Genomic DNA, 25,031 nt, shown 5'->3' with positions numbered 1-25,031 from the left:
CCCGGCAGCTGTTTTTCGTAGGAAGTGGGAAGCAGGAAGCAGGAAGGGGAAGGACGATGAACACGCTCGGGATCGCCGTCATCGGCACCGGGAAGATGGGCGCCGACCACGTCCGGCGCATCGGCGACACGGTGGGCGGGGCGCGGGTGGTGGCCGTCGCCGATCCGGACGCGGAACGGGTCAAGGCGGTCGCGGCGGGGGCGGGCGGCGCGGCGGCGTTCACGGATCCGGCGGCGGCGATAGCGGCCCCCGGGGTGGACGCCGTGCTGATCGCCTCGCCCGGGCCCGCCCATGAGGAAGCGATTCTGCACGCCCTGGAGCGGGAGCTGCCGGTGCTGTGCGAGAAGCCGCTGACCCCGGATCCGCAGGGGGCGCTGCGGGTGCTGGAGGCGGAGCGGCGGCTGGGCCGGCGGCTGGTGCAGGTGGGGTTCATGCGGCGGTTCGACGCCGAGTACGAGCGGCTCAAGGAGCTGCTGGACGCGGGCGGGATCGGCCGGCCCCTCTTCCTGCACTGCCGGCACCGCAACGCCTCCTCCCCGTCGTTCTTCACCGGCGACATGCTGATCGCCGACTCCGTGGTGCACGAGGTGGACGCGGCCCGCTGGCTGCTGGGCGAGGAGGTCACGGCCGTGACGGTGCTGGCGCCACGGCCGTCGTCGGCCGCGCCCGAGGGGCTGGGCGATCCGCGCCTGGTGCTGCTGGAGACCTCGGGCGGGGTGATCGTGGACGTGGAGATCTTCGTCAACTGCGGGTTCGGTTACCAGGTGCGGTGCGAGGCGGTCGGGGAGTCCGGCACCGCGTCCATCGGCGACGGGCACGCGATGGTGGTCCAGTCGGGCGGCCGGTGGGGCGGGGAGATCGCCCAGGACTACACGGTGCGGTTCGCCGACGCCTACGACCGCCAGGTGCGGCGGTGGGTGGCGGCGGCGGCGCGGGGGCGGGTGGACGGCCCGGACGCCTGGGACGGGTACGCGGCCGCGGCCGTCTCCGAGGCGGGGCTGGCGGCGGCGCGCAGCGGCGTGCGGACCGAGGTGCGGCTGGCGGAGCGGCCGGAGCTCTACCGCTGAGCCGTGGCTCGTGTGCCGGATTCACCGGGCGACTCCTGTGCCGCGTGCGTCACAGGAGTCGCGCCCGTGTCACACATATCCGGATTACGCGGGTCTTCCGTCACAGGCGGTCCACAGCCCCTCCCCCGCCCTCACGGCGCGTCGTTCTCCGGGCACAAAGCGAGTGATCGTCAGTGTCCGCGCGCCGGCTCCCCCGACGGCCTCCCGGCCGGCCCCGGGGCGTGGACGAGGAGGTGTCGTGGATGAGCGACCGGCAGCTGTGGTCCTACAAGGAGATCGCCGCCCATATCCGGGTGCAGCCTGACACCGTGCGCTCCTACCGGAAGCACGGCCTGCTCCCCGCCCCCGACCACGTGGAGGGAGGCAAGCCGTACTGGTACGCCGACACGATCCGGGCCTGGGTGGCCCGCCGCCCCGGCAACCGGGGACGGCGCGAGGAGTGATCGCGCCGGCGGCCGGCGGTACCGGGGCGGGCCCCACCCCCGCCCCCGCCGCCCCTCACCCGCCCCCGCCGCCCCTCACCAGGATTCCGACACCCCCGCCGGTTCGGCCTCCCCGCTCCCCCGCGCGGCGCCCGCACGGCCGCGCAGCCGCAGCGCGAGCAGCGGGAAGACCAGCACCGACAGCATCCCGGCCCCCACCAGCGCCGCCGCCTCTCCCGGTTCGACCTGGCCGTCCTGCACCCCGAGGGTGGTGATCGCCACCACCAGCGGCAGCGCGGTCGAGCCCAGCAGCACCAGGGCCGAGCGGTCGCGCCGGCCCAGGTCGCGCGGGGCCAGCAGCCGGATCGGCAGCCCGCGGACCAGGAGGAAGAGGAGCAGGAACACCGGCAGCAGGGCCAGCGCCCGGCCGCCGTCGAGCAGGGCCCCCAGGTCGAACTGGATCCCGGTGACCACGTAGAACAGCGGCACCAGGAAGCCGAAGCCCATCGCCTCCACCTTCGCCAGGACGTCCTCGCTGCTCTCGGGCGCCGCGCCGTTCAGCACGAGCCGGGTCAGCAGCCCGGCGGCGAAGGCGCCCAGCAGGATGTCGAGCCCGAGGGCCTGGGCCAGTGCCAGCATCGCCACCAGCATCAGGGCCACCAGCCGTACCGCGAACTGGGCGCTGCTGTGCAGGGTCTTGGCGATGACGTGGGCGAACCAGGGCGGCTTGGGCCGCAGCGCCCAGAAGACGGCCAGCGCCGTGAGCACCGCGAAGGCCGCGAGCAGGGCCGCCGAACGGGCCGGCGCGCGGCCGCTGAGCAGCAGGGCCATGGCGATGACCGGGCCGAACTCCCCGACCGACCCCATGGCCATGGTGACGTTCCCGAACCGGGTCCCGAGCTCGCCCGCGTCCCGCAGCATCGGCAGGATCGCGCCGAGCGCGGTGCTGGTGAGCGCGGTGCCGACGTAGACGCCCTTGCCGAAGCCGCCGCCGTGGGCGAGGAGGGTGCCGAGGGCCAGCCCGAGCGCGAGGGAGACCAGCCAGGCTCCCGCCGAGCGGGCGAGGGTGTCACCCTTGACCTCGTCGAAGCGGATCTCGTAACCGGCCAGGAAGATCAGCATGGCGAGGCCGAGCTGACTGAGCACGTCGATCACCTGGCCGGTCTCCGCCCAGCCGAGGACATGCGGGCCGATGAGGACACCGAGCAGGATCTCGAAGATCACCAGCGGTACGGGCAGCCGGCGCGCCACACCGTGGGCGAGCAGCGGTGCGAGCACGGCGGCGGCCATGATGAGAACGAGCGTCACCGAATGCCCCATGTGCGCCATTTACACACGGCTGATCACATCCGGCCACCACAGACCCGGTCGACTCGTACCGGAGGACCGCCGGATGCTCGCTTGATACCCCCTAGGGGTATAGTCTCTGATAGTAGAGAGACACCCCCTGATAGGAGAACGACATGACCGCCGTGACGGAAACCGTGTACAAGGTCACCGGAATGACCTGCGGGCACTGCGAGGGCGCCGTGACCGCCGAGCTGACCGCCCTGCCGGGTGTCACCTCCGTCAAGGCCGTCGCCTCCACCGGTGAGGTCACCGTCGTGTCCGCCGCCCCGCTCGCCGAGGCCGACGTGCGCGCCGCCGTGGACGAGGCCGGCTACGAGCTCGCCGGCCAGGTCTGAGCCCCGTCCTTTCCGCAGCACCCCGCCGGGCCGTACCCGCCAGCCCCCGACTGGACCGTGCGGCCCGGCCCTTCCCCCGGAGCGGGACATGAGCAGCAGCACAGTGCACGAGGGGCCCATAGCCGAGGTCGAGCTGACCATCGGCGGAATGACCTGCGCCTCCTGCGCGGCCCGCGTCGAGAAGAAGCTGAACCGGATGGACGGGGTCAGCGCCACGGTCAACTACGCCACCGAGAAGGCCCGTGTCTCCTACGGCGGCGGCGTCGAGGTGGCCGATCTGATCGCCACGGTGGTCAGGACCGGGTACACGGCCGAGGAGCCCCCGCCGCCGGAGCCCGAGCCCGTATCCGGGTCCGAGTCCGCGCCCGGCCCGGGCCCCCGGGGCGGGGGCGATCCCGCGCTCGACGCCCTGCGGCAGCGGCTGCTCGTGTCCGCCGCCCTGGCCCTGCCCGTCGTCCTGCTCTCGATGGTGCCGGCCCTGCAGTTCGACAACTGGCAGTGGCTCTGCCTGACCCTGGCCTCCCCCGTCGTGGTCTGGGGCGCCCTGCCCTTCCACCGGGCCGCCTGGACCAACGCCCGGCACGGCGCCGCGACCATGGACACCCTGGTGTCGGTCGGCACGCTGGCCGCCTACGCCTGGTCCCTGTGGGCCCTGTTCTTCGGGCACGCGGGCATGACCGGCATGCGGCACGGGTTCGACCTGACCGTCACCCGCGCCGACGCCTCCTCCTCCCTCTACCTGGAGGTCGCGGCGGGCGTCGTCACCTTCATCCTGCTCGGCCGGTACCTGGAGGCCCGCTCCAAGCGGAAGGCCGGCGCGGCCCTGCGGGCCCTGCTGGATCTGGGCGCCAAGGACGTGGCCGTGCTCCGGGGCGGCCGGGAGGTCCGGATCCCGGTGGGCTCCCTCGTCGCGGGCGACCGCTTCGTCGTCCGGCCCGGGGAGAAGGTCGCCACCGACGGCAGGGTGGTCGAGGGGTCCTCCGCCGTGGACGCCTCGATGCTGACCGGCGAGTCCCTGCCGGTGGACGTCACCGTCGGGGACGCCGTCACCGGAGCCACCGTCAACACCTCCGGCCGGCTCGTCGTGGAGGCCACCCGGGTCGGGGCCGACACCCAGCTCGCCCGGATGGCCGCCCTGGTGGAGGAGGCGCAGAACGGCAAGGCCGAGGTGCAGCGGCTCGCCGACCGGATCTCCGGGGTCTTCGTGCCCGTCGTGCTGCTGCTCGCGCTCGGCACCTGGGTGGCCTGGCTGCTGATCACCGACGACGCCACCGCCGCCTTCACCGCCGCCGTGGCCGTCCTGATCATCGCCTGCCCCTGTGCCCTGGGCCTGGCCACCCCGACCGCCCTGATGGTCGGCACCGGGCGGGGCGCCCAACTCGGCATCCTGATCAAGGGCCCGGAGGTGCTGGAGTCCACCCGCCGGGTCGACACCGTCGTGCTGGACAAGACCGGAACGGTGACCACCGGCCGGATGGCCCTCTCCGGGGTGCACCCCGCCGACGGGGTGGACGAGAAGGAGCTGCTGCGGCTCGCCGGAGCCCTGGAGCACGCCTCCGAGCACCCCATCGCCCGGGCCGTCGCCGCCGGAGCCGCCGAGGCGGCCGGGGCGGCCGGGGCGGCGGGCGGGCTGCCGGCCCCCGAGGCCTTCGCCAACCTCGCCGGACTGGGCGTCCAGGGCGTGGTCGAGGGCCGCTCCGTCCTCGTCGGGCGCGAACGGCTGCTGGCCGAACGGGGCATCGCCCTGCCCGCCGGCCTCGCCTCGGCGGCGGCCGCCGCCGAGGCCTCCGGCAGCACGGCGGTGCTGGTCGCCTGGGAGGGGGAGGCCCGCGGGGTGCTGACCGTCGCCGACGCCGTGAAGCCGACCAGCGCCGAGGCCGTGGCCCGGCTGCGGGCGCTCGGGCTGACCCCGGTCCTGCTGACCGGGGACAACCGGGCGGTGGCCGAGACGGTGGCGCGCGAGGTCGGCATCGACGAGGTGATCGCCGAGGTGCTCCCGCAGGACAAGGTGGACGTGGTCCGCCGGCTCCAGGCCGAGGGCCGCACCGTCGCCATGGTCGGCGACGGGGTCAACGACGCGGCCGCCCTCGCCCGGGCCGACCTGGGCCTGGCCATGGGCACCGGCACCGACGCCGCCATCGAGGCCGGCGACCTGACTCTGGTCCGGGGCGACCTGCGGGTGGCGGCCGACGCCATCCGGCTCTCGCGCCGGACGCTGGCCACCATCAAGGGCAACCTGTTCTGGGCCTTCGGCTACAACGTGGCGGCGCTGCCGCTGGCGGCGGCGGGCCTGCTCAACCCGATGATCGCGGGGGCCGCGATGGCCTTCTCCTCGGTCTTCGTGGTGACCAACAGCCTGCGGCTGCGCTCGTTCCGGTAGGGCCCCGCGGAAGGATCACCTCCGCCCCGCCTCCACACATCCTTCACTGGAGACGCAGATCACAGTGATGACAACGTAACCATCCGGGGTCGTCCCGGGTCTAATGGGGCGATGCCAGAAACATCTTGGGGGATGTTTCACGGAGGTCTTGGGGGACGTCCGCGGCATTCGCCGGCCGGGACGCGTGCCCTCGGGAAGCTTTGAGCGGCCCTCCCGACCCGAACGGGTCCCGGCAACACACCGACGCCCCGGCGCGGGTCCCGTGGGGGGAATCCGCTGCCGGGGAAAGGGAAGCGCCCCGCTCGTCGACCCGTGGGGGGATCGACGGCGGGGCGCTTTTCGCGTCTCCGGGCCCTGGGGGCTCAGCTTCAGCGGGCCTCGACCGGGACGAAGTCGCGCAGGACCTCGCCGGTGTAGATCTGGCGCGGGCGGCCGATGCGGGAGCCGGGCTCCTTGATCATCTCGTGCCACTGGGCGATCCAGCCGGGCAGGCGGCCGAGCGCGAACAGCACGGTGAACATCTCGGTCGGGAAGCCCATGGCCCGGTAGATCAGACCGGTGTAGAAGTCCACGTTCGGGTAGAGGTTGCGCGAGACGAAGTACTCGTCGGCGAGCGCGTGCTCCTCCAGCTTGAGCGCGATGTCCAGCAGCTCGTCGCTCTTGCCGAGCGCCGAGAGGACGTCGTGCGCCGCGGCCTTGATGATCTTCGCCCGGGGGTCGAAGCTCTTGTAGACGCGGTGCCCGAAGCCCATCAGGCGGACGCCGTCCTCCTTGTTCTTCACCTTGCGGATGAAGGCGTCGACGTCGCCGCCGTCCTTCTTGATGCCTTCCAGCATCTCCAGGACGGACTGGTTGGCGCCACCGTGCAGCGGGCCCCACAGGGCCGAGATGCCGGCGGAGATCGAGGCGAACATGTTCGCCTGCGAGGAGCCGACCAGGCGCACGGTGGAGGTGGAGCAGTTCTGCTCGTGGTCCGCGTGCAGGATCAGCAGCTTGTCGAGCGCGGAGACCACGACCGGGTCGAGCTCGTACTCCTGGGCCGGCACGGAGAAGGTCATGCGCAGGAAGTTCTCGACGTAACCGAGGTCGTTACGCGGGTAGACCACCGGGTGGCCGACCGACTTCTTGTACGCGTAGGCCGCGATCGTCGGGAGCTTGGCCAGCAGGCGGATCGTCGAGAGGTGGCGCTGCTTCTCGTCGAACGGGTTGTGGCTGTCCTGGTAGAAGGTGGACAGCGCGCTGACGACCGAGGACAGCATGGCCATCGGGTGGGCGTCCCGCGGGAAGCCGTCGTAGAACCGCTTGACGTCCTCGTGCAGCAGGGTGTGCTGGGTGATCTCGTTGCGGAACGACGCGAGCTGGTCGACGGTCGGCAGCTCACCGTTGATCAGAAGGTAGGCGACCTCGATGAAGGTCGAGCGCTCCGCCAGCTGCTCGATCGGGTACCCGCGGTAGCGCAGGATGCCCTGCTCACCGTCGAGGTAGGTAATCGCGGACTTGTAGGCCGCGGTGTTGCCGTAGCCGCTGTCCAGAGTGACGAGCCCGGTCTGGGCCCTCAGCTTCGCGATGTCGAAGCCCTGGTCACCGACGGTGCTCTCGATCACCGGGTAGGTGTATTCGCCGTCCGCGTACCGGAGTACTACAGAGTTGTCGCTCACGTCATCCCTCACCGACGTAGTGCCTCTTCTTCGAGGTGCCCTGACTGCCTCTACCTTCCCCCATTTGGCGCAGGAGAGTGCACTCGGGGTCGGCCTTTGGTCTTTTTGACGGCACTGAGTGCCGCCAACCTCCCCATCCTGCCCTGCCCGCGGGGCCCGTGGGAACCCGAATGATCGATCATCTAGGTGATGTTTCCCACCGGTATCCGTCCGGCGAGCCTGGCGGCGACCGCCGTGAACCTCCTGCCTGCGGAAACGGTGCGGACCGCCTGCCCGAGGGCCTTGCGCGACCCGACGAGGACGACGAGCTTCTTCGCCCTGGTCACAGCCGTGTAGAGCAGGTTCCGCTGGAGCATCATCCAGGCCCCGGTCGTGACCGGGATCACGACCGCCGGATATTCACTCCCCTGGGAGCGGTGGATGGTGACGGCGTAGGCGTGCGCCAGCTCGTCCAGCTCGGCGAACTCGTAGCCCACCTCCTCGTCCTCCTCCGTACGGACCGTCAAGCGCTGCTCGTCCAGGTCGATAGCGGTCACCACGCCGACGGTGCCGTTGAAGACGCCGTTGGCACCCTTCTCATAGTTGTTCCTGATCTGGGTGACTTTGTCACCAACCCGGAAGACCCGCCCGCCGAACCGCTTCTCCGGCAGGTTCGGCCTGGCCGGCGTGACGGCCTGCTGGAGCAGCCCGTTGAGGTGGCCCGCGCCGGCCGGGCCGCGGTGCATGGGCGCCAGCACCTGGACGTCGCGGCGCGGGTCGAGCCCGAACCGGGCGGGGATCCGGCGGGCCGCCACGTCCACCGCGAGGATCCCGGCCGCCTCGGTGTCCTCCTCCGGGAACAGGAAGAAGTCCGGCAGGCCGTCCGTGATGGGCGCTACCCCCGTGTTGATCCGGTGGGCGTTGGTGACCACGCCCGACTGCTGGGCCTGGCGGAAGATCCGGGTGAGCCGGACGGCGGGCACCGGACCGTCCTCGGCCAGCAGGTCCCGCAGCACCTCCCCCGCGCCGACCGAGGGCAGCTGGTCCACGTCGCCGACCAGCAGCAGGTGCGCCCCCGGGGCCACCGCCTTGACCAGCTTGTTGGCGAGCAGCAGGTCCAGCATCGAGGCCTCGTCGACCACGACCAGGTCGGCGTCCAGCGGCCGGTCCCGGTCGTAGGCGGCGTCCCCGCCGGGTTTGAGCTCCAGCAGCCGGTGCACTGTGGAGGCCTCCGCCCCCGTGAGCTCGGAGAGCCGCTTCGCCGCCCGGCCGGTGGGGGCGGCGAGGACCACCTTGGCCTTCTTGGCCCGGGCCAGTTCCACGATGGAGCGCACGGTGAACGACTTCCCGCAGCCCGGCCCGCCGGTGAGGACGGCGACCCGGCGGGTCAGCGCCAGCCGCACCGCGTCCCGCTGCTCGGGGGCGAGGGTGGCCCCCGTCCGTTTCGCCAGCCAGCCCAGGGCCTTGTCCCAGTCCACGTCCCGGAAGCCCGGCATCCGGTCCTCCTCGGCGCCCAGCAGCCGGCGGACCTGTCCCACCAGGGACAGCTCGGCCCGGTGGAAGGGGACCAGGTAGACGGCCGTGAGCGGATCGGGGCCGCCCTGGGGATCGGGCACGGCCTCCCGTACGACCCCTTCCGGATCGGCGGCGAGCTCGGCCAGGCACTCGATGACCAGCCCCGTGTCCACCTGGAGCAGCTTCACCCCGTCGGAGATGAGCCGCTCCTGGGGGAGGAAGCAGTGGCCCTGGTCGGCGGACTGGGACAGCGCGTACTGCAGGCCCGCCCGGACCCGCTCGGGGCTGTCGTGCGGGATGCCGACGGCCTGGGCGATGCGGTCGGCGGTCAGGAAGCCGATGCCCCAGACGTCGGCGGCGAGCCGGTAGGGGTGGTTCTTCACCACCGAGATGGAGGCGTCCCCGTACTTCTTGTAGATGCGGACGGCGATGGAGGTGGAGACGCCGACGCCCTGGAGGAAGACCATGACCTCCTTGATGGCCTTCTGCTCCTCCCAGGCGGCGCCGATGAGCCTGGTCCGCTTGGGGCCCAGGCCCGGCACCTCGACGAGCCGCTTCGGCTCCCCCTCGATGACGTCGAGGGTGTCGAGGCCGAAGTGCTCCACGATCCGGTCGGCGATCCTCGGCCCGATGCCCTTGATCAGGCCGGAGCCCAGGTAGCGCCGGATGCCCTGGATGGTGGCGGGCAGGACCGTCGAGTAGTTCTCGACGGTGAACTGCCTGCCGTACTGCGGGTGCGAACCCCAGCGGCCCTCCATCCGCAGGGACTCGCCGGGCTGCGCGCCCAGCAGCGAGCCGACGACGGTCAGCAGGTCGCCCGCGCCCCGGCCCGTGTCCACCCGGGCGACCGTGTAGCCGCTCTCCTCGTTGGCGTAGGTGATGCGCTCCAGCACCCCCTCGACCACCGCAAGTTGCACCACCCCGTTGTTCGCCATGGCACGAAGCTACCGTCCCGCGCCGACAGCCCGGCGGGCCTGTGGAGAAACGAAAGGGGGTCCGGCCTCACGGCCGGACCCCCTCACGGTTACCCCTCCCTCGTCGGACTTCCCGATCCCCCCAGATCCCCTCCCGGAAGTCCCGACGCACCATACGACCCGCGCCCGGCGCGAAGGGTTGCATGCGGAATCACAGCTTTACCTTTCCGTTACAGACGGTGCCTTCCGGGTTGCTCTGAGATGCCGATAAATCCGTGCACACGTAGCGTTCCAGGCATGAGCGAATCTTCCTTCCAGGACGACGTGATGCAGGAGCTCGGCGACGACAAGCTCCAGGAGATCGCCGGTCTGATCGGCACCGACGCCGACGGCGCCCGCGAGACCGTCGCGCACACCGTCGGGGCGATGACCGGCGGCCTCCAGGAGAAGGCCGAAGGCGGGGACGACGAGGTCCGCCAGGCCTTCGCCGAGGTGGCCCAGCCGCCGCTCCAGGGCGTGGCCACCCTCGGCGGCGGCCTCGGCGGACTGCTCGGCGGCGGGATGATGGCCGGGGTGCTCGCCAAGGCGAGCAAGCCGGTGGCCGAAGCGGTCTCGAAGAAGACGGGCATCCCCGCCCCGACCGTCTCCCGCGTCATCGAGATGGTGATCCCGGTCGTGCTGGCCGTCTTCGCCAAGCGCGCCGCCGCGAACAAGGGCGCGCCCACCGCCGGAGCCCCCGCCCCGGGCGCCGCCCCCGCGGAGGGCGGCGGCCTCGGCGACCTGCTGGGCCAGATCCTCGGCGGCGGCAAGAAGTAGCCGCGACGGGGGCCGCCCCTACCGGGCCGCCCCCACCGCCGCGGCCGGGGCCCCCGCGGCCGGCGCCGCGCCCCGCCTGCCGCCCGCCGGGGCCAGTGAGGTCAGCCCCACCCCGCCGACCAGCAGCACCGCCGCCAGCCAGCGCGGCCCCGAGACCGGCTCCCCCAGCACCAGCGCGGCCGAGGACATCCCGAACACCGGCACCAGCAGCGAGAACGGCGCCACGGCCGAGGCCGGGTAGCGGCGCAGCAGGTGGCCCCAGGCGGCGAAGCCGAACACCGTGGACACCCAGGCGACGTAGCCGATGACGGCCGCCCCCGACCAGTCCAGGGAACGCAGCGCGGCCAGGTCCCGGTCGGGCCCCTCCAGCAGCAGCGAGAGCCCCAGCAGCGGCAGCACGGGGACGGTGCACACCCACACCATGAAGTTCAGCGCGTCGGGCGGGGCGGCCTTGCGGGTGAGCACGTTGGACACGCCCCAGCAGGCGGCGGCCGCCACGACCAGGGTGAACCCGGTCGCCGGGCCGGACAGCCCGGTGTCCACCGCGGCGACGGCGATCCCGGCCAGCGCCACGGCCATGCCCAGCAGCCGCACCGGCCCGGGCCGCTCGCGCAGCACGGCGGCGGCGAGGACGGCGGTGAACACGGCCTGGATCTGGAGCACCAGCGAGGACAGCCCGGCCGGCATCCCGGCGGCCATGCCCGTGAACAGCAGCCCGAACTTGGCGATGCCCAGGGCCACCCCGACCCCCACGATCCACTTCCAGGCGACCTTGGGCCGCCCGACGAAGAAGACGGCGGGCAGCGCGGCGACGAGGAAGCGCAGGGCGGACAGCAGCAGCGGCGGGAAGTGGCCGAGCCCGATCTGGATGACGACGAAGTTGAACCCCCAGACGGCGGCGACGAGTACGGCGAGAGCGGTGTGTACGGGACGCATGGACCGAGCATCCGCCGCCCCCACCATGTAGCACCAGCGCGCATCCCTTCAGGGATGGATGAAGCGTTCCTTATGAGTGTCCGCCCCCACCCCCTACGATGGCCGGATGCTCGACCTGCCCCGGCTGCGCGCCCTGCACGCCGTCTCCGTCCACGGCTCCGTGGCTGCCGCGGCCGCCGCCCTCGGCTACACCCCCTCGGCCGTCTCCCAGCAGATCGGCAAACTCGAACGGGAGACCCGCACCACCCTCCTGGAGCGGCGCGGCCGCGGCGTCGCCCTCACCGAGGAGGCCCGGCACCTGGCCGAGACCGCCCGGCAGCTGCTCGCGATCGTCGAGCGGGCCGAGACCACCCTGGAGGAACGGCGCGGCCGGCCCAGCGGGCTGCTGACGGTGGCCGCCTTCGCCTCGGCGGCGCGCGGCCTGCTCCCCGGGGTGCTGGCCGGCCTGGCGGCCCGTCATCCGGCGCTGGACGTACGCCTCACGGAGGTGGACCCGCACCTCTCGGTGGACCTGGTGGCCCGGGGGGTCACCGACCTGGCGGTGGCCCACGACTGGGACATCGCCCCGCTGCCCGCCCCCGAGGGCGTGGAGCAGGCGCTGATCGGGGACGACCGCTGCGACCTGGTGGTACCGGCCGGGCACCCCTTCACCGCCCGGCGGCTGGTGCGGCGGGCGGACCTGGGCGGCCAGCGGTGGGTGTGCCAGCCGCCCGGCCGGGTCTGCCACGACTGGCTGGTGCGGACCCTGCGCACGGCCGGGTTCGAGCCGGACGTCGCGCACATGGCCGAGGAGAACCACACCATCGTCGCCCTGGTCGCGGCCGGGCTCGGGATCGCGGTGGTGCCCCGGCTGGGCACCGGGCCGCTGCCGCCGGGCGCGGTGGCCGTCCCCCTGGAGCCGGTCCCGGTGCGCCGGCTGTACGCCCTGTGGCGGACGGGCGCCTCCCGCCGGCCGGCGATCACCGAGACCGTCCGCGCCCTCCAGGAGCACTGGCCGGCCGTGTCCGGCCGGATTCCGCCGGACGGTTCGAGTGTCCCGGGGGCGGGGGGCGCGGTGCGGGAGTAGGGTCCCGGGGGTGCCGTACCACGCCTCCCGCCGGGCCCTGCTCGCCGCCGCGGCCATGGCCGCCGCCACGGCCGCCGGTGCCGCCTCCTGCGCCGTGGGCTCCCGCCGCACGCCCGACGACCCGCGTCCCCCCGGGGCCCCGCCGGGCCGCCGCCCGGAGCGGGAGCGGCTGCGCGCCCTGACGGCCTCGATGGAACTGCCCGAGCTGGTGGGGCAGCTGTTCGTCTCCCGCGCCTACGGGCACTCGGCGACCGACCCCGACCCGGCCGACGCGGACCTGAACCAGGCCCAGTTCGGGGTGCGCACCGCCGCCGAGCTGGTGGCCCGCTACCACCTCGGCGGGATCGTCTACTTCGCCTGGGCGCACAACACCCGCTCCCCGCAGCAGATCGCCGCCCTGTCCAACGGCCTCCAGCGGGCCGCCGCGGGCTCCGGCGCCGGGATCCCGCTGCTGCTCTCCGTCGACCAGGAGCACGGGGCCGTCGCCCGCATCGGCCGGCCCGCGACCCTGCTCCCGGGCGCGATGGCCCTCGGCGCGGGCGGCTCCCCGGCCGAGGCCCGCCGGGCGGCCCGGCTGGCGGGGGCCGAACTGGCCGCGCTGGGCGTGCGGCAGGACTACGCCCCGGTGGCGGACGTCAACGTGAATCCGGCCAATCCGGTGATCGGGGTGCGCTCCTTCGGCTCCGACCCGGCCGCGGTGGCGGAGCTGGCGGCGGCCCAGGTGCGCGGCTACCAGGCGGCGGGGGTGGCGGCGACCGCCAAGCACTTCCCGGGCCACGGGGACACCGAGACCGACAGCCACGTCGGGCTGCCGGTGATGCGGCACAGCCGGGCCCAGTGGGAGGAGCTGGACGAGCCCCCGTTCCGGGCGGCCGTGGAGGCGGGCGCGGACGTGGTGATGACGGCGCACATCGTCTTCCCCGCCCTCGACCCCTCGGGTGACCCGGCGACCCTCTCGCACCCCGTCGTGACCGGCATCCTGCGCGAACGGCTGGGCTTCCGGGGGGTGGTGGTGACCGACGCCCTGGACATGGCCGGGGTCCGGCAGAAGTACGGGGACGACCGGGTGCCGGTGCTGGCCCTGAAGGCGGGCTGCGACCAGCTGCTGAACGCGCCCGACCTGGGGCTGGCGTACCGCAGCGTGCTCGCGGCGGTCGGGTCGGGCGAGCTGACCCGGGAGCGGATCGAGGAGTCGGTGCTGCGGATCCTGGAGGTCAAGGCCCGCCGGGGCCTGTTCGAGGACCCGTACGCCGACGAGGGCCGGGTGGACGCGCTCGTGGGCACCCGGGAGCACCTGGAGGCGGCCGACGCGATCACCGCCGGTACGACCACCCTGCTGGCCAATCCGCGCGGGCTGCTGCCCCTGGACGCGGCGTCCGGCCCCCGGCTGCTGGTGACGGGCGCCGAGCCGCCCTCCCCCACGGGCACGACCGGACCTCCCGCGCAGGTCCTCGCGCGGGAGCTGGCGGCCCTGGGCTGCCGGGCGCAGGCCCTGCCCACGGATCGGGCGGTGGCGGCCGCACCGGGCTGCGCGGCGGTGGTGGTGTGCACGTACAACGTGCCGGAGGGCGAGAGTCCGCAACGGACGCTGGTGGCGGACCTGGTCGCGACGGGCGTGCCGGTGGTGCTGGTGGCGGTCCGCAACCCGTACGACCCGGCGCGGCTGCCCGACTGCGCGGCCGAGGTGGCCACGTACACGTGGGCGGACGTGGAGATGCGGGCCGCGGCCCGGGTGCTGACGGGGGCGGAGCGGCCGCGCGGCCGGCTCCCCGTCCCGGTTCCGGGCCGCTATCCGCTGGGCCACGGGCTGGGGTACTGAGGCACCCCGGCCCGCGGCCCGGCGGGGACCGCCGCGCTACGGGCGCAGCGAGTCGTGGCGCAGGTCGGTCCGGTCGAGCTCCGGGTCCGGGGCGGCCAGCGGGGCCGGCTGCGGGACGGCCTTCGCCGTGGCCGAACCGGCGGGGCCCGCGGCCGGGGTGACGTCGGCCCACGCCTGGATGCGGGCGGTGGCCAGGGCCCGCTCGCCGTCCTGGAGCTTGGCGACGTTGGCCCCGTGGTTGGCGCCCGGCGCGATCATCACGTAGCTGTCGGTGGCCCCGTAGCCGACGTGGAAGGGCTCGGCGCCCCACGGGTCGTTCTGCCCGTACACGAACAGCATCTGGTGGGCGTTGTTCTTCACCCAGTTGTCCACGTCCGCCATGGCCCCCGGCTGGAAGGTCATGGGGATGTCACGCGGCACGAAGTCGCGCGGCGGCTGGTAGCCGTAGCGGCTCAGCCCCTTGAGCCAGGGCTGCTTGATGTCGGGCGAGCCGAGCTGGGTGCCGGCCTGGTAGTAGTACGGCGTGAACGTCTCCAGGCCCTGGTCGGCGTAGGCCGAGAAGCCGGAGATGGTGTCGACGCTGTCCCAGATCTGCTGGTCGGTCGCGGTCTTGGCGTCGGGGATGGCGGCGCAGTCGGAGAGCAGGCTGTACTGCCAGAAGGCCCAGGTGTAGTCGAGGACGACGGCCTCGAAGGCCTTGTCCAGGCTGCCGACCGTGTTGAAGGTCCAGCCGTTCGCGGCGGCGGCCTCCTTGTACTTGGCCTCCAGCGGCTCGCGCCGGACCAGGGCCTCGCGCTGGACGCCGGCCAGCTTGTCGCGGCACTCCTTGGTGCCGACCTTGGAGAGGAACCGGTCGTACGCCGAGTCCTCCTTGTTGACGACGTCGTTGGGCGCGACGTAGGCGACGACCCCGTCCATGTCGTGCGGGTAGAACCGCTCGAAGTACGTCGCCGTCATGCCGCCCTTGCTGCCGCCCGTGGCGAGCCAGTTCTTGCCGTAGATCTTCTTGAGGGCGGTGTAGATCCGGTGCTGGTCGCTGGCCGCCTGCCAGATGTCGAGCTTCGACCAGTCCGCCGGGTCGGGGCGGGACGGGTTGAAGAATCGATACTCCATGGACACCTGGTTGCCGTCGACTATGGTCGTCGGCTCGGAGCGGCGCGGGTTGGTGTTGACGTTGTAGCCGGAGGTGTAGAACACCGTCGGCCGGGACTCGTCCTTGTGCAGCAGGGTGATGCGCTGCTTGAAGGTGCCCTTCCACGGCTGCCGGTGGTCGATCGGCTGCTCGTAGTTCAGCACGAAGAACCGGTAGCCGGGGTACGGCTTCTCCTCGATCAGGCTCATGCCCGGGATGGCGAGGATCCGGTCCTTGATGTCCGCGGTGGCGCCCTGCCCCGCGGTGGTCGGCGCGGCGGCGGCCGGCTCTGCGGCGGTGGCCGCCTGAGCCGTGAGGCCGACCGAGCCGATGGTGCCGATCAGCACCGCGAGCGGCAGCAGCCGGCCAAGCGTCTTGCGCATGCACTCTCCCCATTCGGTCCACTGGTGGTCGCCGTGAACCTAGCGGGGTCAACACGCCCGTGAACAGTACCGGTTGGGCCGCTACGTCAGCACAGGATCCAGCCGGATTCCACCGATCCGGCCACGACGCTGCCCTTTACATACACACAGCGGTTGATCGCGGCGACGGTGACGGGGCCGGCGTAGCGGGTGAATTGCCCCGCATCGCCCACGGGGACGCCACCGCGCGGCTGAACGCTCACCGCGAGGTGTCGGCGCGCCCCGGGGTGCAGGGCGACGTTCACCGCGCAGACCTGCGTCCGGCTCTTGTACACGCGCACCTCGGCGTCCGGCAGCGGCAGCGTCGCGGCCAGTTCGCCCGGGCAGCCGCCGGTGGCCGCCGCCGCCCGCGGCGCCGCCGCGAACACCCCGCCCACGGCCAGCCAGAGCGCCGCCCCGAACACCCCGAGGGAGACCCCCCGCCGCCGCGCCCCGCGCGCCTTCCACCCCTGAGACACCCTGACCCCCCGATCGGTCGTACGTAACACGTACTGACGTACGTACGACGCGCCGGACCACCGGAAGGTTGCACTACCCTGGGCGATCGACCGCATGCTCACCGTAGTCACGAAAGGCGTCCTCCCATGACGACCACCGACCTGCTCGACCGGAAGCTGGAGCGTGCGTTCGCGCACCTGGACGCGGACGACAACGGCGTGATCGACGAGAAGGACATGATCGCGCTCGGCACCCGGCTGCTGACCGCGCTGGCCGAGCCGGCCGACTCCCCCAAGGCGACCGAGGTGTTCCGCGGTCTCACCGACTTCTGGGTGGACCTCTTCAACGAGCTGGGTGTGGGCCAGGACCAGAAGCTGACGCCGCAGCAGTACCGGGACGGGATGACCCGCCTCTACAAGGACGGCGGCCCGGCCTACGAGAAGTCCTTCCGGCCGATGATGAAGGCGATGCTCACGGTCGCCGACACCAACGGGGACGGGCACATCAGCCCCGAGGAGTTCCACAAGGCGCAGCTGGCCTTCGACACCCGGCTGGAGCCCGCCGCCGCGGACGTCCTCTTCGAGCGGATCGACAAGAACCACGACGGCTACCTGTCGCTGGACGAACTCCTCGAAGCGGTACGCGAGTACTACACCGGTGAGGACGAGGACGCCCCGGGCAACCTGCTCTTCGGCGAGCTCTGACACCCGGGGCGCACCACTGGCGGGGCCTGCGCTACGCGGCGGCGGCCGGCTCGTCCTCCCCGGCGAAGGTCCGCCACAGCACGGCGTAGCGGCCGCCCCGGGCCAGCAGTTCGGCGTGGCTGCCGTCCTCGACGACCCGGCCGCGCTCCATGACCACCACCCGGTCGGCCCGGGCGGCGGTGGTCAGCCGGTGCGCCACCACCAGGGTGGTCCGCTTGCCCGCCAGCCGGTCGGTGGCCTGGTTGACCTGGGCCTCGGTGGCCAGGTCCAGGGCGGCGGTGGCCTCGTCGAGCAGCAGGACGTCCGGGTCGACGAGCTCGGCGCGGGCCAGTGCGATCAGCTGGCGCTGGCCCGCGGAGAGGTTGCGGCCCCGCTCGGCGACGGTGTGCAGGTAGCCGCCGTCGAGGGTGGCGATCATGTCGTGCGCGCCGACCGCGCGGGCGGCCGCCTCCACCTCGGCGTCGGACGCCTCCGGCCGCCCGTAGGCGATGGCGTCGCGGACCGTCCCCGGGAAGAGGTACGACTCCTGGGGGACGACCCCCAGCCGGTGGCGGTACGCCGTCAGGTCCAGCTCGCGCAGGTCGGTGCCGTCGGCGGTGACCCGGCCGGAGGTCGGGTCGTAGAACCGGGCCACCATCTTGACCAGCGTGGACTTCCCGGCGCCGGTCTCGCCGACGAAGGCGACGGTCTGCCCGGCGGGTATCCGCAGGCTGATGCCGCCCAGCGCCTCGCCGTTCTCGCCGCGCTCCTCGGCGGTGGCGTACGCGAAGCGCACGTCCTCGAAGGCGATCTCCCCGCTCAGGGCGGCGAGCTCGCGGGGCGCGGCCGGGGGCGGGGTGGTGGTGGGCTCGCGCAGCAGGTCCTGGATGCGGCCGAGGGAGACGGTGGCCTGCTGGTAGCCGTCGAAGACCTGGGAGAGCTGCTGGACCGGGGCGAAGAACAGGTCGATGTAGAGCAGGTAGGCCACCAGCGCGCCGGTGGTGAGGGTGGCCGCCTCGACCCGGCCCGCGCCGACGATCAGCACGGCCGCCGCCGCGCCCGAGGACAGCAGCTGGACGAAGGGGAAGTAGACGGATATCAGCCACTGGCCGCGCACCCGGGCCTGGCGGTAGGAGTCGCTGCGCTCGGCGAAGCGGACGGCGCCGGAGTGCTGGCGGCGGAAGGCCTGGACCAGCCGCAGCCCGGCGACGGACTCCTGGAGGTCGGCGTTGACCAGGCTGACCCGGTCGCGGGCGAGCTCGTACGCGGCGACCGACTTGCGGCGGAAGACGACCGTGGCGAGGACCAGCACGGGCAGGGTGGCGAAGACGATCAGCGCGAGTTCGAGGTCGAGGACGAGCAGGGCGACCAGGATGCCGAAGAAGGTGAGGACCGAGACGACGGCGGTGACCAGCCCGGTCTGCAGGAAGCTGGAGAGGGAGTCCACGTCGGTGGTCATCCGGGTCATGATCTTGCCGGTGAGCTCGCGCTCGTAGTAGTCCAGGCCGAGGCGCTGGAGCTGGGCGAAGATCTTGACGCGCAGGGCGTAGAGCACGCGTTCGCCGGTGCGGCCGGTCATCCGGGTCTCGGCGAACTGCGCGGCCCACTGGGCGATCACGACGGCCAGGGCGAGGCCCGCGGCGGCCCACACCGCGCCGAGGGCGGCCTTCTGCACGCCCTGGTCGATGCCGTGCCGGATCAGCACCGGCAGGAGCAGGCCGGCGCCCGCGTCGAGGGCGACCAGGCCGAGGCTGACGGCGAGCGGGGCCCAGAAGCCGTGCAGCAGCCGGCGCAGGCCGTAGCTCTCCTCGGCGGCCGCGGCCCGCTCCTCGTCCACTTCCGGCCGGTCGTCGGCCGGGGGGAGCGCGGCGACCTGCGCGAGCAGTTCGGGGGTGGCGCCCGGCGCGGGCTCCTCGGCCTTGTCCTGGCGCCGCCACAGCTCGGGGGTGACCCCGTCGACCACGCGCCGCTTGGCGTTCACGGGTTCGGAGTCGATCTCGGCTTCCAGCTCGATGTCCCGTTCCAGGTCGCGCTCCACGTCCCGTTCGAACTCGGCCATGGAGAGCGCGTCGGGGGTGCGCGGGGAGCCGGCGCCGAGGGCCTCGGGGTCGGTGAGCAGGCGGCGGTAGAGGGGGGAGCGGCGCTCCAGTTCCTCGTGCGTGCCGATGTCGGCGAGGCGGCCGCCGTCGAGCACGGCGATCCGGTCGGCGAGGGCGAGGGTGGAGCGGCGGTGGGCGATCAGCAGGGTGGTGCGGCCGGCCATGACGGCGCGCAGGGCCTCGTGGATCTCGTGCTCGACCCGGGCGTCGACGGCGGAGGTGGCGTCGTCGAGGAGGAGGAGCCGGGGGTCGGTGAGGAGGGCGCGGGCGAGCGCGATGCGCTGGCGCTGGCCGCCGGAGAGGGTCAGGCCCTGTTCGCCGACCTTGGTGTCGTAGCCGGCGGGGAGGGCTTGAATGAACGATTCCGCTTGGGCCGCGCGGGCGGCCGCGCGGATCTCCTCGTCGGTGGCGTCGGGGCGGCCGAAGGCGAGGTTGGCGCGGATGGTGTCGGAGAAGAGGAACGAGTCCTCGGGCACCAGGCCGATGGCGGCGCGCAGCGAGTCGTACGTCAGCTCGCGCACGTCGTGGCCGCCGACGCGGACGGTGCCGTGGTCGGCGTCGTAGAAGCGCGGCAGGAGCAGGGAGACGGTGGACTTGCCGGAGCCCGAGGCGCCGACGACGGCGACGGTCTCGCCCTCGGCGACGGTGAGCGAGAACCCGTCGAGGACGGGCCGCTCGGGGTCGTAGCCGAAGCGGACGCCGTCGAACTCGACGGTGGCGGGCGCGTCGGCCGGCAGTTCCCGCGTCCCCTCCTCGATGACCGGCTCGGTGTCGATCAGCTCGAAGACCCGCTCCACGCCGGCCCGGGCCTGCTGGCCGACGGTCAGCACCATGGCCAGCATGCGGACGGGGCCGACCAGCTGGGCGAGGTAGGTGGAGAAGGCGACGAAGGTGCCGAGGGTGATGTGCCCGCGGGTGGCCAGCCAGCCGCCGAGGGCCAGCATGGCGACCTGGCCGAGCGCGGGGACGGCCTGGAGGGCGGGGGTGTAGCGGGAGTTCATCCGGATGGCGCGCATCCGGCCGCCGAACAGCCTGCGGCCGGCCTCGCGGAGCTTGCCGGTCTCCTGCTCCTCCTGCCCGAAGCCCTTGACCACGCGCACCCCGGTCACGGCGCCGTCGACGACGGTGGCGACGGCGGCGGCCTGGCTCTGCGCGTACCAGGTGGCGGGGAACAGCTTCTTGCGGCTGCGCTTGGCGATGAACCACAGCGCGGGGGCCATCAGCAGCGCGACCACGGTCAGCAGCGGCGACAGCCAGACCATGACGCCCAGGGATATCCCGAAGAGCAGGAAGTTGCCGATGGTCATGGGCAGCATGAACAGCAGGCCCTGGATCAGCTGGAGGTCGCTGGTGGCCCTCCCGACGACCTGGCCGGTCGAGAGCTCGTCCTGGCGCCGGCCGTCGAGGCGGGCGATGGTCGCGTACATGTCGTTGCGCAGGTCGTGCTGCACGTCGAGGGCGAGGCGGCCGCCGTAGTACCGGCGTATGTAGGTCAGCACGTAGACGAGCAGGGCGGCGCCGACGAGCAGGCCCGCCCAGGGGGCCATCGCCTTGGTCTCGTCCCCGATGACGTCGTCGATGATGGTCCGGGTCACGAGCGGCACGAGCGCCATGACGGCCATGCCGGCCAGCGAGGAGCCGAGCGCCAGCAGCACGTTGAGCTTGTACCGCCAGGTGTAGGCGGCCAGCCGCCTGCCCCAGCCCTGTTTCCCGCCAGCCGCCGCCGTCACGTGGGTGCCTCCCCGTAGGTCCTGTCCTGCCGAGACCCCCAACGCTCCGACCGGCGGATTTCATCCCGCCGCAACAATTCGAACATCCACGTCCGGCGCCTCCGGCGCACGCGGGGAGCGGCCGGACGGGCTAGGCCGTACCGGGTGCTCCGGGGCGCCCGACCCACACGACCGGCTGGCCCGTGACGCGGGCGATCGTCTCGAAGTCCTTGTCGTGGTGGAGCAGGGTCAGGCCGGTCAGCTCGGCGGTGGCCGCCACCAGGAGGTCGACGGGCCCGGCACTGCGGTGCTCGCCCCGGTCGGTGAGCATCCGCTGGACGGCGCGGGCGCGCCGGTGGACCGCGTCGGGCATGGGGACCCGGTTGAACAGCTCCGCCAGCAGGTCTTCCTTGTCCAGCCGGTCGGCCAGGGAGCGGGCCGAGTAGAGGATCTCCAACTCGGTGACCTCGCAGATGCCGATCACCCCCTCGACGAGGTGACGGCTGAGGGGCTTGCGCACGGCCGGGTCGGTCAGGATCCGGGCCACGGCCGACGTGTCGATGAGATGGGTGACCGGGCTCACCGCCGGTAGTTCTCCTTGTCCAGGAGGAGGTCGAAGTCTCCCCGTTCACCCATCTCGGCGAGCCGCTCCAGGGCGCGGAGGCGACGGTGCCGCTTGGCCACTTCGAGCAGCGCCGCGTTGACGGTGTCCTTCTTCGTCTTGGTGCCCAGTATCGACGCCGCCTCGGCGAGGGCTTCGTCGTCGACGTCGACGTAGAGGTTCGACATATATGCCTCCTAGGCTCGGCGCATATGAAGCATATGCCCAAACGCCCGGAGCAGGCCCCGCCTAGCCCAGGTGGGTCGGGGCGAACATCTTCAGGGTGGCCGGGAGGACCAGGACCGAGGGGCCGGGGGTGGTGAGGGACTTGGCGAGGTCCTCGCGGAGGGTGGCGGGGGTGGTGGTGGCCGCGGGGACGCCGAAGGACTCGGCGAGGGCGGTGAAGTCGGGGCGGGTGAGTTCGGTGGCGGTGGTGCGGCCGTCGAAGGCGTCCGTCATGTACTCGCGCAGGATGCCGTAGCCGCCGTCGTCCACGATCAGCCAGGTGACGTCGAGGCCGTACTGCTTCGCTGTGGCGAGGTCGGCCACCGAGTACATCGCGCCGCCGTCGCCGGAGACCGCGAGGACCGGGGTGCCCGGCTCGGCGACGGCCGCGCCGAGGGCCGCCGGGAAGGCGTAGCCGAGGCCGCCGGCGCCCTGGGCCGAGTGCATGGTGTTCGGGTGCTTGGCGTCGAAGGCCGACCAGGCCCAGTAGGACAGGATCGTCATGTCCCAGAAGGACGGGGAGCGGGGCGGGAGGGCGGACCTGATCGAGGTGAGGAGTCCCTGCTCCAGGGTGAGGTCCTGGGCGGCGAGGCGGGCCGCGATGGCGTCGAGGACCGCGCGGACCCGGGCGGGCGCGTCGGCGTCCTCGCGGGGCTCGACGGTCTCCAGGAGGGCCTGGAGGGCGAGGCGGGCGTCCGCGTGGATGCCCAGCGCCGGGTGGTTGGACTCCAGCTTGCCGAGGTCGGCCTCGATCTGGACGACCCGGCCGGTGGGGAAGAACGTGTGGTAGTTGGAGCTGAGTTCCCCCAGGCCCGAACCCACGACGAGGAGGACGTCGGCGTCCTCCAGGAAGTCCGTCATGTGGCGGTCCTCCAGCCAGGACTGGAGGGAGAGCGGGTGGTTCCAGGGGAAGGCGCCCTTGCCGCCGAAGGTGGTGACGACGGGGGCGTTCAGGCGCTCGGCGAGCTGCCTGAGTTTCCCGGCGGCGTCCGCTCGGACCACTCCGCCGCCCGCGATGATCACCGGCCGGGCGGCCCGGGACAGCCAGTGCGCGGCCAGCGCGGTCAGCTCCGGGCGCGGGGCCAGTTCGTGCGGGCTCGCGTCCATGCCCGTGACCTGCGGGATCACCGTCTCGGCGCGGAGCACGTCCTCGGGGATCTCCACCCAGACGGGGCCGTGCGGGGCGGTCAGGGCCGACTCCCAGGCCTCGGCGACCACGGAGGGGATCTGGGAGGGGGTGCGGGCGGTGTGGACGGACTTCACCACGTCACGGAAGGACGCGGACTGCTCGCGCAGCTCGTGCAGGTGCCCGCGCCGGCCCCCGCCCAGGCCCGGGGACGGGACCTGGGAGGAGATGGCCAGCACGGGCGCGGAGGCGGCGGCCGCCTCCGCGAGGGCCGGCAGGGACATGAGCGCCCCGGGGCCGGTGGAGAGCAGCAGCGGGACCGCCTCGCCCGTCAGGCGGCCGTAGGCGTCGGCGGCGAAGCCCGCGTTGTTCTCCGTGCGCAGGCCGACCAGGTGCAGGTCGGAGCGGCCGACGGCGTCGAAGAGGGCGAGCGCGTGCTGCCCCGGCAGACCGAAGACGGTGGTCGCGCCGAGGCCGCGCAGCGTCTCCACGACCAGGTCCCCGCCCGTGCGGCCCGGCGGCGGGGCCAGGGCGGCCGCCGTCTGGGCGTCGGTGGGGCGGAGAACCAGGTCGTGGTCGTGCGTCACGTGCTTGCGTGCCCTTCGTGCGGTGCCGCCGGGCCGCCGTGCCTCGCCTTACTTCGCCTTGGAGGCGGCGATCTGGCGGCTCATGATCGTGGTGAGCTCGTACGCGGTGTGCGAGGCCGCGACCGAGGTGATCTCGGCGTGATCGTACGCCGGGGCGACCTCGACCACGTCGGCGGAAACGAGGTTGCAGGACGACAGGCCGCGGATGATCTCCAGCAGCTCGCGGGAGGTCATGCCGCCCGCCTCCGGCGTGCCGGTGCCGGGCGCGTGCGCCGGGTCCAGGACGTCGATGTCGATGGAGATGTACAGCGGGCGGTCGCCGATGCGCTGGCGCAGCTGGTCGGCGATCTCGTCGGCGCCGCGGCGGTAGACGTCCGCCGAGGTCACGATGCCGAAGCCCATCTTGGCGTCGTCGTCGAGGTCCTGCTTGCCGTACAGCGGGCCGCGGGTGCCGACGTGGGAGAGCGCCTCGGTGTCGAGGATGCCCTCCTCGACGGCGCGGCGGAACGGGGTGCCGTGGGTGTACTCGGCGCCGAAGTAGGTGTCCCAGGTGTCCAGGTGGGCGTCGAAGTGCAGCAGGGCGACCGGGCCGTGCTTCTTCGCGACCGAGCGCAGCAGGGGCAGGGCGATGGTGTGGTCGCCGCCGAGGGTCATCAGGCGGGAGCCGGAGGAGAGGAGCTCGTCGGCGGCGGCCTCGACCGTCTCGACGGCCTCGTTGATGTTGAAGGGGTTCACCGCGATGTCACCGGCGTCCGCGACCTGCGCGAGGGCGAACGGGGAGGCGTCCTGCGCCGGGTTGTACGGGCGCAGCAGGCGCGAGGCCTCGCGGATGGCGTTGCCGCCGAAGCGGGCGCCGGGGCGGTAGGAGACACCGGAGTCGAAGGGCACGCCGACGACGGCGACGTCGGCGGAGCCGACCTCGTCCAGGCGGGGCAGGCGGGCGAAGGTCGCGGGACCGGCGTAGCGCGGGATGCGGGAGGAGTCGACGGGGCCGCGCGGCGTCTGCTCGGTGCTCATGGGGGGTGCCCTTCTGGTGGTCCTGCTGGGGGTCCTGCTGGTGCGGTCTTTCGAGCGTAAGGGGGCGGGGAGGGGGCGCGAAGTGTACGTTTCATCCACCGACCCCTTTCGATGTGTACGGAGTATCCATGGCCGTGGAGGCCCCTCCCACCGCGCCGGTCGCCCTGGCGGCCCTGCTGTCCGACCGTGAACTGGGGCTGCGCCGGCTGGCGGGGCCGGCCGAGGCGGAGGTGCACGGGGTCCACGCCTCGGAGATGTCCGATCCGTCGCCGTACCTGCTGGGCGGGGAGCTGCTGCTGACGGCGGGGGCCGGGCTGGTGGACGCGGATTCCGGGGCGTACGTGGCCCGGCTGGCGCGGGCCGGGGTGGCGGGGCTGGGCTTCGGGGTGACGCCGGTGCACGAGACCGTGCCGCCCGGTCTGGCGGAGGCGTGCGCGCAGTACGGGCTGCCGCTGGTGGAGGTGCCGCCCGGGACCCCCTTCACGGCGGTCGCCCGCACGGTGTGGCGGCTGATGGCGGAGGCCCGCACGCGTGAGCTCCGCCGCGTCACGGAAGCCCAGCAGTCCCTGGCCTCGGCCGCCGCCCGCCCGGACCCCGTCCCGGCGGTCCTCTCCCGCCTGGCGGCGGCCCTGGGGGGCTGGGCGGCGCTGTGGGGGCCGGGGGGCGAGCCGGGGGCGGCGGGCGCCCCCGGCGCGGAACGCCCCGCACCGGCGGGCCGCCGCCCGGGCGCCGGCG

The 25,031-nt window shown here is 73.2% G+C and carries 20 protein-coding genes; 9 read left to right on the top strand and 11 right to left on the bottom strand.

Annotated elements, in window-relative coordinates:
- Positions 1 to 56: 56 nt before the first annotated feature.
- Both ACFVXK_RS04585 and ACFVXK_RS04580 read left to right on the top strand, forming a co-directional pair.
- The gene (locus ACFVXK_RS04585; RefSeq protein ID WP_389610051.1) at positions 57 to 1,067 is read left to right on the top strand and encodes a Gfo/Idh/MocA family protein; all 1,011 of its coding nucleotides are present in this window, start codon (positions 57 to 59) and stop codon (positions 1,065 to 1,067) included.
- Positions 1,068 to 1,309: 242 nt separating this feature from the next.
- Positions 1,310 to 1,510: a MerR family transcriptional regulator gene (locus ACFVXK_RS04580; protein ID WP_358896182.1), complete on the top strand. Its 201-nt coding sequence runs from the start codon at positions 1,310 to 1,312 to the stop codon at positions 1,508 to 1,510.
- A gap of 75 nt (positions 1,511 to 1,585) precedes the next feature.
- Here ACFVXK_RS04580 and ACFVXK_RS04575 read toward each other — a convergent pair whose 3' ends face one another.
- Complete coding sequence (locus tag ACFVXK_RS04575) at positions 1,586 to 2,809, bottom strand: cation:proton antiporter (protein WP_389610050.1); 1,224 nt, start codon at positions 2,807 to 2,809, stop codon at positions 1,586 to 1,588.
- Positions 2,810 to 2,952: 143 nt separating this feature from the next.
- Here ACFVXK_RS04575 and ACFVXK_RS04570 point away from each other — a divergent pair, with 143 nt between their 5' ends.
- Entirely contained in the window at positions 2,953 to 3,174 is a 222-nt protein-coding gene (locus tag ACFVXK_RS04570) for a heavy-metal-associated domain-containing protein (RefSeq protein ID WP_388947163.1), read from the top strand.
- Between the two features lie 88 nt (positions 3,175 to 3,262).
- Complete coding sequence (locus tag ACFVXK_RS04565; protein WP_389610049.1) at positions 3,263 to 5,554, top strand: heavy metal translocating P-type ATPase; 2,292 nt, start codon at positions 3,263 to 3,265, stop codon at positions 5,552 to 5,554.
- A 368-nt stretch (positions 5,555 to 5,922) separates the two neighbouring features.
- Here ACFVXK_RS04565 and ACFVXK_RS04560 read toward each other — a convergent pair whose 3' ends face one another.
- Both ACFVXK_RS04560 and ACFVXK_RS04555 read right to left on the bottom strand, forming a co-directional pair.
- The gene (locus ACFVXK_RS04560; protein WP_079427070.1) at positions 5,923 to 7,212 is read right to left on the bottom strand and encodes a citrate synthase; all 1,290 of its coding nucleotides are present in this window, start codon (positions 7,210 to 7,212) and stop codon (positions 5,923 to 5,925) included.
- Between the two features lie 182 nt (positions 7,213 to 7,394).
- Complete coding sequence (locus ACFVXK_RS04555; protein WP_389610048.1) at positions 7,395 to 9,641, bottom strand: ATP-dependent RecD-like DNA helicase; 2,247 nt, start codon at positions 9,639 to 9,641, stop codon at positions 7,395 to 7,397.
- Positions 9,642 to 9,917: 276 nt separating this feature from the next.
- On the opposite strand from ACFVXK_RS04555, the gene ACFVXK_RS04550 reads away from it, so the two are divergent.
- Positions 9,918 to 10,436 (top strand): DUF937 domain-containing protein, encoded by a 519-nt coding sequence (locus ACFVXK_RS04550; protein WP_389610047.1) that lies wholly within the window; start codon positions 9,918 to 9,920, stop codon positions 10,434 to 10,436.
- Between the two features lie 18 nt (positions 10,437 to 10,454).
- Here ACFVXK_RS04550 and ACFVXK_RS04545 read toward each other — a convergent pair whose 3' ends face one another.
- The gene (locus ACFVXK_RS04545; protein ID WP_389610046.1) at positions 10,455 to 11,372 is read right to left on the bottom strand and encodes an EamA family transporter; all 918 of its coding nucleotides are present in this window, start codon (positions 11,370 to 11,372) and stop codon (positions 10,455 to 10,457) included.
- 106 nt (positions 11,373 to 11,478) lie between these two features.
- Here ACFVXK_RS04545 and ACFVXK_RS04540 point away from each other — a divergent pair, with 106 nt between their 5' ends.
- Both ACFVXK_RS04540 and ACFVXK_RS04535 read left to right on the top strand, forming a co-directional pair.
- Positions 11,479 to 12,438: a LysR substrate-binding domain-containing protein gene (locus tag ACFVXK_RS04540; RefSeq protein WP_389610045.1), complete on the top strand. Its 960-nt coding sequence runs from the start codon at positions 11,479 to 11,481 to the stop codon at positions 12,436 to 12,438.
- Positions 12,439 to 12,493: 55 nt separating this feature from the next.
- On the top strand, positions 12,494 to 14,257 hold the full coding sequence (locus ACFVXK_RS04535; RefSeq protein ID WP_389610093.1) for a glycoside hydrolase family 3 protein: 1,764 nt from the start codon (positions 12,494 to 12,496) through the stop codon (positions 14,255 to 14,257).
- 36 nt (positions 14,258 to 14,293) lie between these two features.
- Here the strand turns inward: ACFVXK_RS04535 and ACFVXK_RS04530 are convergent, their stop codons facing one another.
- Together ACFVXK_RS04530 and ACFVXK_RS04525 are read right to left on the bottom strand one after the other, a co-directional pair.
- Positions 14,294 to 15,772: a S28 family serine protease gene (locus ACFVXK_RS04530; RefSeq protein ID WP_389610044.1), complete on the bottom strand. Its 1,479-nt coding sequence runs from the start codon at positions 15,770 to 15,772 to the stop codon at positions 14,294 to 14,296.
- Between the two features lie 86 nt (positions 15,773 to 15,858).
- Entirely contained in the window at positions 15,859 to 16,269 is a 411-nt protein-coding gene (locus tag ACFVXK_RS04525; RefSeq protein ID WP_389610043.1) for a hypothetical protein, read from the bottom strand.
- A 126-nt stretch (positions 16,270 to 16,395) separates the two neighbouring features.
- On the opposite strand from ACFVXK_RS04525, the gene ACFVXK_RS04520 reads away from it, so the two are divergent.
- The gene (locus ACFVXK_RS04520) at positions 16,396 to 16,953 is read left to right on the top strand and encodes an EF-hand domain-containing protein (protein WP_389610042.1); all 558 of its coding nucleotides are present in this window, start codon (positions 16,396 to 16,398) and stop codon (positions 16,951 to 16,953) included.
- 31 nt (positions 16,954 to 16,984) lie between these two features.
- Here the strand turns inward: ACFVXK_RS04520 and ACFVXK_RS04515 are convergent, their stop codons facing one another.
- The 5 genes from ACFVXK_RS04515 to speB all read right to left on the bottom strand — a co-directional run bounded on the left by ACFVXK_RS04515 (position 16,985) and on the right by speB (position 24,296).
- Positions 16,985 to 20,761 carry an ABC transporter ATP-binding protein gene (locus tag ACFVXK_RS04515; protein ID WP_389610041.1) on the bottom strand — a complete coding sequence of 1,259 codons (3,777 nt, stop codon included), beginning with the start codon at positions 20,759 to 20,761 and terminating at the stop codon, positions 16,985 to 16,987.
- Positions 20,762 to 20,891: 130 nt separating this feature from the next.
- On the bottom strand, positions 20,892 to 21,323 hold the full coding sequence (locus ACFVXK_RS04510; RefSeq protein ID WP_389610040.1) for a PIN domain nuclease: 432 nt from the start codon (positions 21,321 to 21,323) through the stop codon (positions 20,892 to 20,894).
- Positions 21,320 to 21,529 carry a type II toxin-antitoxin system VapB family antitoxin gene (locus tag ACFVXK_RS04505; RefSeq protein ID WP_362145250.1) on the bottom strand — a complete coding sequence of 70 codons (210 nt, stop codon included), beginning with the start codon at positions 21,527 to 21,529 and terminating at the stop codon, positions 21,320 to 21,322. The genes ACFVXK_RS04510 and ACFVXK_RS04505 overlap by 4 nt, the downstream gene beginning before the upstream one ends.
- Positions 21,530 to 21,590: 61 nt before the next feature.
- Entirely contained in the window at positions 21,591 to 23,279 is a 1,689-nt protein-coding gene (locus ACFVXK_RS04500) for a thiamine pyrophosphate-binding protein (protein ID WP_389610039.1), read from the bottom strand.
- Between the two features lie 48 nt (positions 23,280 to 23,327).
- Positions 23,328 to 24,296 (bottom strand): agmatinase, encoded by a 969-nt coding sequence (gene speB / locus ACFVXK_RS04495; RefSeq protein ID WP_045951081.1) that lies wholly within the window; start codon positions 24,294 to 24,296, stop codon positions 23,328 to 23,330.
- 128 nt (positions 24,297 to 24,424) lie between these two features.
- Here speB and ACFVXK_RS04490 point away from each other — a divergent pair.
- On the top strand, positions 24,425 to 25,031 hold a 607-nt coding region (locus ACFVXK_RS04490), incomplete at its 3' end, for a PucR family transcriptional regulator ligand-binding domain-containing protein (protein WP_389610038.1).

Source organism: Streptomyces sp. NPDC058157 (assembly GCF_042884105.1).
GTDB lineage: Bacteria > Actinomycetota > Actinomycetes > Streptomycetales > Streptomycetaceae > Streptomyces.
Note: the sequence above shows the minus strand (reverse complement) of the source record. Positions and strands in the feature narration are given on the sequence as shown.

Excerpts from the sequence above, each read along its gene's own strand:
- ACFVXK_RS04575 (WP_389610050.1), bottom strand. The coding sequence starts at position 2,809 with ATGGGGCATTCGGTGACGCTCGTTCTCATCATGGCCGCCGCCGTGCTC.
- ACFVXK_RS04555 (WP_389610048.1), bottom strand. The coding sequence starts at position 9,641 with ATGGCGAACAACGGGGTGGTGCAACTTGCGGTGGTCGAGGGGGTGCTG.
- ACFVXK_RS04540 (WP_389610045.1), top strand. The coding sequence starts at position 11,479 with ATGCTCGACCTGCCCCGGCTGCGCGCCCTGCACGCCGTCTCCGTCCAC.
- ACFVXK_RS04565 (WP_389610049.1), top strand. The coding sequence starts at position 3,263 with ATGAGCAGCAGCACAGTGCACGAGGGGCCCATAGCCGAGGTCGAGCTG.
- ACFVXK_RS04530 (WP_389610044.1), bottom strand. The coding sequence starts at position 15,772 with ATGCGCAAGACGCTTGGCCGGCTGCTGCCGCTCGCGGTGCTGATCGGC.
- ACFVXK_RS04580 (WP_358896182.1), top strand. The coding sequence starts at position 1,310 with ATGAGCGACCGGCAGCTGTGGTCCTACAAGGAGATCGCCGCCCATATC.
- ACFVXK_RS04570 (WP_388947163.1), top strand. The coding sequence starts at position 2,953 with ATGACCGCCGTGACGGAAACCGTGTACAAGGTCACCGGAATGACCTGC.
- ACFVXK_RS04535 (WP_389610093.1), top strand. The coding sequence starts at position 12,494 with ATGGCCGCCGCCACGGCCGCCGGTGCCGCCTCCTGCGCCGTGGGCTCC.
- speB (WP_045951081.1), bottom strand. The coding sequence starts at position 24,296 with ATGAGCACCGAGCAGACGCCGCGCGGCCCCGTCGACTCCTCCCGCATC.
- ACFVXK_RS04545 (WP_389610046.1), bottom strand. The coding sequence starts at position 11,372 with ATGCGTCCCGTACACACCGCTCTCGCCGTACTCGTCGCCGCCGTCTGG.
- ACFVXK_RS04550 (WP_389610047.1), top strand. The coding sequence starts at position 9,918 with ATGAGCGAATCTTCCTTCCAGGACGACGTGATGCAGGAGCTCGGCGAC.
- ACFVXK_RS04585 (WP_389610051.1), top strand. The coding sequence starts at position 57 with ATGAACACGCTCGGGATCGCCGTCATCGGCACCGGGAAGATGGGCGCC.
- ACFVXK_RS04520 (WP_389610042.1), top strand. The coding sequence starts at position 16,396 with ATGACGACCACCGACCTGCTCGACCGGAAGCTGGAGCGTGCGTTCGCG.
- ACFVXK_RS04505 (WP_362145250.1), bottom strand. The coding sequence starts at position 21,529 with ATGTCGAACCTCTACGTCGACGTCGACGACGAAGCCCTCGCCGAGGCG.